This window comes from Agriterribacter sp., assembly GCF_035444585.1.
Lineage (GTDB): Bacteria > Bacteroidota > Bacteroidia > Chitinophagales > Chitinophagaceae > Agriterribacter.
This window is the reverse complement of the sequence record NZ_DAOMOZ010000003.1, coordinates 47,549-56,046: the sequence shown is the minus strand read 5'-3', so window position 1 is coordinate 56,046 and position 8,498 is coordinate 47,549. Positions and strand designations below refer to the sequence as shown.

The following is an 8,498-nucleotide window of genomic DNA, read 5'->3' as shown; positions in this document are numbered from 1 at the left end:
AAAAGTTACATCAAAGTAAAAATTAAATGATATAGGTTTGCAGCCAGGCATTAAAATCTTAAAAACATTGAAGTGAATACCCCGGTGCACGATATTATTTTGGTAAATGAAAGGGATGAGCAGGTAGGTACCATGGAAAAAATGGAGGCACATCGCAAGGCTCTCCTGCACAGGGCCTTCAGTGTGTTTATTTTTAATAATAAAGGAGAAATGCTATTGCAGCAGCGGGCCGGCGGCAAATACCATAGTGCAGGCTTGTGGACCAATGCCTGCTGTAGTCATCCCCGGCCGGGTGAAACCACTATAGCCGGGGCACAAAGACGATTGAAGGAGGAGCTCGGTTTTGTTGTGCCCCTGCAGAAAGCATTTGATTTTATATATAAAGCCGGCTTTGATAATGGTCTTACAGAAAATGAGTTTGACCATGTATTTATTGGTGAATACGAAGGGGAAATTGTACCGGATCCTTCAGAAGTAAGTGCTTTTTGTTATAAGTCAATCGATATGATCAGGGAAGAGCTGAAGACTGATCCCGGGAAATATACGGCCTGGTTTGCCATTGCTTTTCCTCTTATTGAAGCGTACAGAAAAGAGATTTAAATGCGGCAGTATCATCATCCGGCCGTTGAGTGAATTGTGAATAGTGAATTGTGAATGGCTTGTCGGAAGTATACATGCAGGTTTCGAGGAAACGTGAGACGTGAAAGGTGAGAAGAACTTAACTTATCCTTAGTATTACATTGGCTGATGGCTGAAATCTGATAGCTCCGGGCTGATTACCAACAAAGCGTGTTACCTTTACGTGGGCAAAATGTACCGCTCAGGTACCGATCATCTGCAAACGCTAAAATGAATTTTTATGGAATCGTTGTCCTTATCTTTTCACGATCATACGCTCATTATTACTGTCAATCGTCCCGACAAGCTGAATGCCCTCAACAAAACAGTGATAGAAAAACTGGGTGCGGCCGTTAATGATGTGTACAATAATGCTGAAATAAAATCGGCAGTGATAACAGGCAGTGGTACCAAAGCCTTTGTTGCAGGGGCCGATATCAGTGAATTTGCCGCACTCGATGCCAAAGGGGGGAAAGCAATGGCCGAAAAAGGCCAAATGCAGGTGTTCAATAAAATTGAACATTGTCCCAAGCCGGTTATAGCTGCCGTAAACGGCTTTGCTTTAGGCGGAGGCTGCGAGCTGGCTATGGCCTGTCATTTCCGCATTGCCAGCGATAATGCCAAATTTGGTCAGCCCGAAGTGAACCTTGGCCTGATCCCGGGATATGGTGGTACACAACGTTTAACCCAACTGATCGGTAAAGGGCGTGCTATGGAATTGCTGATGACCGGCAATATGATTGACGCGGCTGCTGCGCTGCAATACGGACTGGTGAACTATGTGGTACCCCAGGAAGAGCTGATGAATAAAACCTTATCTGTTGCCGGGCTTATCAATACCAAAGCTCCCCTGGCAATAGCGGGATGCATAAAAGCAGCCAATGCCGTTTTTGATGAAAGCACCAACGGCTACGAAACGGAAATAAATATCTTCGGTGAGCTTTTTGATACCGCCGATGCAAAGGAAGGTGCTGCCGCTTTTCTTGAAAAAAGACCGCCGGTATTTAAAGGACTTTGATATTGAATATATCCTTTAATGCACGCTTTGCAGCATGATAGCCGCACATGCCATGCACGCCTCCCCCGGGCGGAGTAGAAGAAGAGCAGATATACATTCCTTTTGCTGAAGTCCTGTAGGGTGAGGAACGTAGTGCCGGCCGGGTGAACAATTGCCCTATATCAATTATACCGCCGTTAATGTCGCCGCCAATATAGTTGGGATTATAGGATTCTATTTGTTCGGTATTCATTATATGCCTGGCCAGTATCCTTTCCCTGAAGCCGGGCGCAAAACGTTCTACCTGGCGTTCAACAGCCCCGGTCATATCTTTTACCGAACCATTGGGCACATGGCAGTAGGCCCACGCGGTATGCTTTCCCTTCGGCGCTCTGGAGGGATCAAATACGCTTTGCTGTGCCAGTAATACAAAAGGTTTATCGGGGTGACCGCCATTTGAGGTCAGTTGTTCCGAAGCCGTTATTTCCTCCATTGTATTGCCGATGTGTACCGTGCCTGCCGCTTTGCATGCGCCGGCCGTAAAAGGAATGGGTGCGTCAAGGGCCCAGTCTATCTTAAAGACGCCCATCCCGTACCTGTATTTTTGTAACTGCCATTTGTATAATGAAGAGAACTTATGTCCAGCGATTGTTAATAGTTGTTGCGGCGTTATGTCAAATAAAACGGACCTTGAAGCGGGTAACTGCTGCAATGAGCGAACATAAAAACCGGTTTCTATTTTCCCCCCCAGGGAGATAAAATAAGAGGCGAGTGCATTGGCTATCGTTTGTGACCCTCCTTTCGCTATCGGCCATCCTTTAAGGTGTGCAGCCGTCATTAACACAAGAGCAATGGCCGATGTGGTGAGGTTGTTTAGTGGTTGAATGGCGTGCGCTGCCATACCCGCCCAAAGTCCTTTTGCTGTTTTTGTGCTGAATCTTTTTGACAAATGTGTGGCGGAGGAAATGGCTTTAAGGCCAAACTGCATCATTGCCAGCGGGTGCCTGGGGATATGCAGGGGTGCAAGTACATCAGCAGCTATTGATGGCCATCTTTTTATTATGGGATTGATGAGTTGTAAATAGGTATCCTTGTCTGTACCCAATGAAGCTGCTGTTTCCTGCGTTGATGATTTCAAAACAGCCGCAGTTCCGTCATCGAAAGGATGTGCAGCGGCAACCGGAGGATATATATAGGAATAGCCGTGTTGTTCAGGCGGAAGGCTGTTAAAAAAAGGGGAACTGACAGCCATGGGATGAATGGCGGAGCAGACATCATGGATATAGCCGGGCAGCGTAAGTTCTTTTGATCGCAGGCCTCCTCCGATTGTATTTTCGCCTTCTAATACGAGTACCGAAAGCCCTGCCTGCTGTAATGTGATAGCCGCTGCTAATCCGTTGGGACCTGATCCAACCACAATAGCGTCAAATTCCGTTTTTTGCACCTGCTTTTTATTTTTAAATTCCTGTCATCTCTACCAAGATACAAATGATCTCCGGCAATTGTTTTGTTTCCACCAGGAAACTGCAGCGCTAAAATAATGCAGCGACACCAATAAACAGTAAACCTGTAATTTTGCAGCGCCGGCGGATGAGCCGCATCGTAACCTTTTTTTTAATTCTTTTAAATAGCTGCATACCACCATGGATTACAGGATAGAAAAAGACACAATGGGAGAAGTAAAGGTTCCCGCCCATGCTTACTATGGCGCACAAACACAAAGAAGCATTGATAATTTTAAGATCGCACAGGATATTAACCGTATGCCAAAGGAAATCATCAGCGCGTTCGCTTATCTTAAAAAGGCAGCGGCAATTACCAACCTTGAGGCAGGTGTGCTGCCGCAGGAAAAAGCAACCCTGATCGGCAAAGTTTGTGATGAAATATTGGCGCATGAATTGGACGATTATTTTCCGTTGGTGGTATGGCAAACCGGTAGCGGTACCCAAAGCAATATGAACGTTAATGAAGTAATAGCATACCGGGGGCATGTACTGAACGGGGGTAAGCTGGGTGACAGGGAAAAATTTTTACATCCCAATGACGACGTAAATAAATCGCAGTCGAGCAACGATACTTTTCCAACGGCAATGCATATTGCCGCCTACACCATGCTTGCCGAAGTTACCATTCCCGGTATACAAAAGCTCAGGGATACCCTGGCTGCCAAAAGCAAAGCATTTATGCATGTGGTAAAGATTGGCCGCACACATTTTATGGATGCTACTCCTTTAACGCTTGGGCAGGAATTCAGCGGTTATGTGTCGCAACTGGACCACGGGCTCAGGGCCATTAAAAATACATTGCCGCATTTGAGTGAGCTGGCCCTGGGCGGCACTGCAGTAGGAACCGGAATAAATACGCCGCAGGGCTATGCCGAAAATGTAGCCAAACATATTGCAGACTTAACAGGGCTGCCTTTTATAACCGCAGAAAACAAATTTGAGGCTCTGGCTGCGCATGATGCTATAGTGGAAGCGCACGGCGCTTTAAAAACCGTTGCGGTAAGCCTGATGAAAATAGCTAATGATATCCGCATGCTTTCATCAGGGCCGCGAAGCGGCATAGGCGAAATTTTTATTCCCGATAATGAGCCGGGATCCTCTATAATGCCCGGCAAGGTTAATCCTACCCAGTGCGAGGCCTTAACGATGATCGCGGCACAGGTGCTGGGAAATGATGTAGCCATCAATATTGGCGGAGCAACCGGGCATTTTGAGCTGAATGTTTTTAAGCCTGTGATGATCTATAATTTTTTACACAGCGCCAGGCTGGTAGGAGACGGCTGCATAAGCTTCAATGACAAATGTGCCAGCGGTATAGCGCCTATTGAAGCCAATATTAAGAAGCATGTAGACAATTCCCTGATGCTGGTAACAGCGCTGAATACAAAGATCGGCTATTATAAAGCCGCGGAAATTGCTCAAAAAGCGCACAGGGAAGGCACTACGTTAAAAGCCATGTCGGTTAAGCTGGGCTATGTAACGCCGGAGCAATTTGACGAATGGGTGCAGCCTGTTAACATGGTGGGCGACATCAGCAACGGATAGCCGAAGTTTGTAACACAAGATTGTGCAATAGCAGTTACGCTGCCGCCTCATTGCTATCTGAGCGGTTGATAACTAAAAGCCTCCCGTTTTATTTTTTACGGCATATTGCGTGAAGAAGCGGGTATCTGCTCCTGCCGGGAGAACAATAAGACCAATACCATTATTGAATGAATCAGGCGGAGCGCTGAGATTTTCAATAGCAATACTCCTGCGGTGCGGAGGAATATAAATTTGCAAATAGGGATAGCTTTTATCCGGCCGTATTTCCAGTTGCCATCCTGTGGCAGGTTCGCGCAAAATGCACATGGGCTGTGATTTGCTAAAATCCAGTACAAATGAATTGTCCAGTGCGGTTTCACCAATACGGGCAAAGGAAGAGAATGTAGCATAAGGCAGTATCCTTCCGGAAGGAATGAGATTGATGAATTCCATCACTTCCTGCGATTGAAATTGCAGCTCAAGATCATCAACCTTACTGCCAAAGGTAAAGTAAGGATGCCAGCCATCGGCTATGGGAAGGGGTGAAGCACCTGTGTTTTTTACCGTGGTGGTAACGCTTAATGTATTTTCTTTTTCCAGGCGGTAATCAACAATGCAGTCATACGGGAAGGGATAACCTGCATCACTGCCTCTGTATTCATGCAATAAACTTATGGCGGCAAAGTTTTCGGTTGCCTGCTCCTGTACCAAACGGAATGGTTGTCTGTATAATAAGCCGTGCATGGCAGAACCTTCCAGCAGGGAATTATTGAAATGATACCGGTGGCCGTTAAAGCGATATTCTGCATTGGGGATCCTGCACGGGAAGGGCGATAGCTTTAGCCCCTTAAATCCGCTGGTTTCAGCGTTTTCATCAAACTCATCTTTGTTGCGGTAGCTGTCAATGATGTTTATGGTATGCTTTTCGTTCTGAACAGTGAACGCATGCAGCATGGCGCCGCATCCGGGTACGATCTCTACCCCGCTTTGTGAAACATCGTCTGCTAACAATATTTTATTAAATCCATTATGCTGAAGCCTTTCTATAGTGAACATTGCCGGTGATTTATCTTCAAGATAATGCAAGGTAATGACAAAACGGTGATCAACCGGTTGCGTAAATTAAAATGCCCGCGTAAATGAATCATGCGGGCATTTTGATGGTATTGATCCCCTGATCAGTTCAGGTATTTTAAAACCTCTTCGCTCATCGGATTTACTTTGCTTGGGAAAACGGTAAGCAGCTTTCCTTTTTCATCTATCAGAAATTTGGTAAAATTCCATTTCACCGGGTTCCTGATGCCTATTTTTTCCGCTTCGTCATCAAGGTATTTAAACAATGGATGTATATCATCTCCTTTTACAGAGATCTTAGCCGCCATGGGAAATGTAACTCCGTAATTCCTTTCGCAAAACTCCTTTATCTCTGCATTGGTGCCCGGTTCCTGCCGCATAAAATTATTTGCAGGAAATCCAATGACCACCAGCCTGTCTTTATATTGCTCATACAATGCCTCAAGGTCTTTGTATTGGGGGGTAAATCCACATTTGGATGCGGTGTTCACTATTAATATTTTCTTCCCTTTGTACTGGGAAAGATCAATGGTCCCGCCTTCCAGTCCTTCTACTTTAAAATCGTAAACAGAAGAGGCGACCATTAGGGCAAGCGCTACAAATAATAAACGTATCATAACAAAAGAGTTTAATTAAAACACAAATTTGCTACAAAAAACCCGAATCCGGCGTTAATCTTTTGTATAACAGCCCAGGTCGGGCTCCCCTGTTCTTGTTTTCCCGTCAAGATCATTGCTTACCGGAACGGGTGTGCCGGCACCGGCAGCGGGAGACTGATTTTTCCCGATATGATAATCAAAATAATGGCGATCCGCATTAATACTGTCAAATGCAGGGTACTGGTTGGCGATGCCATTTATTATATTAATATCCGGTGATATGTTTTCAGCCTTGTATAAAACATGGTCAAAGTATGCATTAAATACAGCGTTTCCTTTTTTATCTGTTAACACTTCGTTTTCAACATTCTGGCCGCCGGCCCATATGATGCAATTGCGGAACAGCGCATTGAGGTTATGGCTGTTGCCTGCCTCATCGGCATTGCTCAGGGTTAATACCGGCTTTTTATGACTGATATAACTGTTGTCGTAACTTACTATAGTGCAATAAGTAAAATTATATTCTCCTCCTTCGCTGAGCACGATATTGGATCCGCAATTGCTGATAAGACAGTTTACAGCCTCGATACCGGAACCCAGCCCCAGTATGCCGGTGTCGTATATGTTATCTATAACACACTGGCGCAGCTGCAGCTTGGGCAATGCATTGATGGCGCCTCCAACGGCTATAATGCCCTGGTACGCGTTTTTAACAATGCCATAATGAATAATATTATTGACACTCGTTTCCCTGAAGTATATGCCTGGCCAGGATGCCGGGAGGTCGCGGTATGCATTGTCTAACCTGTCACCCTGGAAGCTCACGCGCTCCATGCTTGTTCCGTTAACGGTTAATGTACCGTCTACGATAAATGGCGCATCGGCATGCAGATAAATACGGCAGCCTTTTTCAATGGTGAGGGTGGCATTTTGTGCAACCTGTATACCGCCCGAAATAACATAGGGCAGGTCATTGTTCCAGTTCATATCCGTATCAACAAGATGGTTGCGCAGGAAATGGGCATTTTGTCCATACGCTTCCAATTGAATGTATTTTTGATTGCCATTGTAATCAACCTGTATGCTGTCACGCACAATAAAAGGAAGGTTGTTTGATGAGGGGTCAATGGTAACCGACACGAATATATAAATGCTGTCTCCCGCCTCCATTTCAATATTGTTCATTTCGGGCGAAGCATTGCCATCAATATTTATTTTATAAGCAGAGCCATTGCCTCCCATTAATTTTATACTGCTTAGTTTCAGCTTTTGCGTGTTGCTGTTTATGATGGTAAAATATTGTATAACCGATCCGGTGGATGTGAACACGGTATCAAACCGTAAAGTGTCGGCGGTAAAAGACAATACCGCATTTTTATCGGTAATGAATATTTGTTTTTTACAGGACACAATGCCTTTCAGCAAAAACAACAGCAGCAAAAAGTAAATGAGTCTTTTCATTTGCACATTCATTCTTTTAGGCAGCAGCAAAAGCCAAAGTGGCGATGCTTAGTTTTACACCCGGAAAGTCTTCCAGGATGGCATTGCCGCAGGCTTCAATGGTAGCGCCCGTAGTGATCACATCATCTACCAGCAATATATTCTTTTTATGGAGTTGTGCATTGGCTGCTGTGGTAAAAACACCTTCTACATTTTGCCACCGCTCCATGCGCGTTTTGTGGGTTTGGGTAGAAGTATACCGTGTGCGAAGCACTGCATTGCATGATACGGGCACCTGTAAAACTTCGGCAATGCCTTCGCCCAGTAACGCCGCCTGGTTATAACCTCTTTTGTATTCCTTATCGGGGAAAAGCGGTAAAGGAACGATCGCGTCCGGCAATTGAAACCTTGGTGACGTTTGTAATGTTTCACCCATCAGCGTTCCAAAGTAATGGGCCAGCTCTTTATTGTCTTTATATTTAAACTGGTGTATAAGCTGTTGCAACAGCGAATCTTTAGCAAAGTAGTACTGGCTCATGGCACTGCTGCAGGCCAGTCTTCCCCAGAATGTTTTTTCAACCGGGTTATCGGCAAGCGATGCAAAGCCGGTTTCGTGCAGGTGCCGGTAACATTTCAGGCAAATGAGGTGACGCCCGTTAACGAGATCGCTTCCGCAGCCATTGCACAGTTGCGGAAAGAGAAGGTGGGAGATGCTATTGAAAGCAGTTTTTATCAAGTGCG

At 45.4% G+C, this 8,498-nt stretch carries 8 protein-coding genes; 3 read left to right on the top strand and 5 right to left on the bottom strand.

The annotated features are described in order from the left end of the window. Positions 1 to 72 precede the first annotated feature (72 nt). Positions 73 to 600, top strand: a complete 528-nt coding sequence (gene idi, locus PLH26_RS00715) for an isopentenyl-diphosphate Delta-isomerase (RefSeq protein ID WP_324584049.1) — start codon at positions 73 to 75, stop codon at positions 598 to 600. 259 nt (positions 601 to 859) lie between these two features. Then, positions 860 to 1,636, top strand: coding sequence for an enoyl-CoA hydratase/isomerase family protein (locus tag PLH26_RS00710; RefSeq protein ID WP_324584048.1), 777 nt, complete (start codon positions 860 to 862; stop codon positions 1,634 to 1,636). On the opposite strand, the gene PLH26_RS00705 is transcribed toward PLH26_RS00710, so the two are convergent. Further along, positions 1,623 to 3,059, bottom strand: coding sequence for a phytoene desaturase family protein (locus tag PLH26_RS00705; RefSeq protein ID WP_324584047.1), 1,437 nt, complete (start codon positions 3,057 to 3,059; stop codon positions 1,623 to 1,625). The two genes, PLH26_RS00710 and PLH26_RS00705, sit on opposite strands and share 14 nt — an antisense overlap. A gap of 199 nt (positions 3,060 to 3,258) precedes the next feature. On the opposite strand from PLH26_RS00705, the gene fumC reads away from it, so the two are divergent. Then, positions 3,259 to 4,665 (top strand): class II fumarate hydratase, encoded by a 1,407-nt coding sequence (fumC, locus tag PLH26_RS00700; protein ID WP_324584046.1) that lies wholly within the window; start codon positions 3,259 to 3,261, stop codon positions 4,663 to 4,665. A 72-nt stretch (positions 4,666 to 4,737) separates the two neighbouring features. On the opposite strand, the gene PLH26_RS00695 is transcribed toward fumC, so the two are convergent. The 4 genes from PLH26_RS00695 to PLH26_RS00680 all read right to left on the bottom strand — a co-directional run bounded on the left by PLH26_RS00695 (position 4,738) and on the right by PLH26_RS00680 (position 8,493). Further along, positions 4,738 to 5,700 carry an aldose 1-epimerase gene (locus tag PLH26_RS00695; protein ID WP_324584045.1) on the bottom strand — a complete coding sequence of 321 codons (963 nt, stop codon included), beginning with the start codon at positions 5,698 to 5,700 and terminating at the stop codon, positions 4,738 to 4,740. 122 nt (positions 5,701 to 5,822) lie between these two features. Beyond that, complete coding sequence (locus PLH26_RS00690) at positions 5,823 to 6,335, bottom strand: glutathione peroxidase (protein WP_324584044.1); 513 nt, start codon at positions 6,333 to 6,335, stop codon at positions 5,823 to 5,825. Between the two features lie 54 nt (positions 6,336 to 6,389). Continuing rightward, positions 6,390 to 7,778, bottom strand: coding sequence for a hypothetical protein (locus PLH26_RS00685; protein WP_324584043.1), 1,389 nt, complete (start codon positions 7,776 to 7,778; stop codon positions 6,390 to 6,392). Positions 7,779 to 7,794: 16 nt separating this feature from the next. Continuing rightward, positions 7,795 to 8,493 (bottom strand): ComF family protein, encoded by a 699-nt coding sequence (locus tag PLH26_RS00680; protein WP_324584042.1) that lies wholly within the window; start codon positions 8,491 to 8,493, stop codon positions 7,795 to 7,797. Positions 8,494 to 8,498 lie beyond the last annotated feature (5 nt).

Excerpts from the sequence above, each read along its gene's own strand:
- PLH26_RS00710 (WP_324584048.1), top strand. The coding sequence starts at position 860 with ATGGAATCGTTGTCCTTATCTTTTCACGATCATACGCTCATTATTACT.
- PLH26_RS00685 (WP_324584043.1), bottom strand. The coding sequence starts at position 7,778 with ATGAAAAGACTCATTTACTTTTTGCTGCTGTTGTTTTTGCTGAAAGGC.
- PLH26_RS00695 (WP_324584045.1), bottom strand. The coding sequence starts at position 5,700 with ATGTTCACTATAGAAAGGCTTCAGCATAATGGATTTAATAAAATATTG.
- fumC (WP_324584046.1), top strand. The coding sequence starts at position 3,259 with ATGGATTACAGGATAGAAAAAGACACAATGGGAGAAGTAAAGGTTCCC.
- PLH26_RS00690 (WP_324584044.1), bottom strand. The coding sequence starts at position 6,335 with ATGATACGTTTATTATTTGTAGCGCTTGCCCTAATGGTCGCCTCTTCT.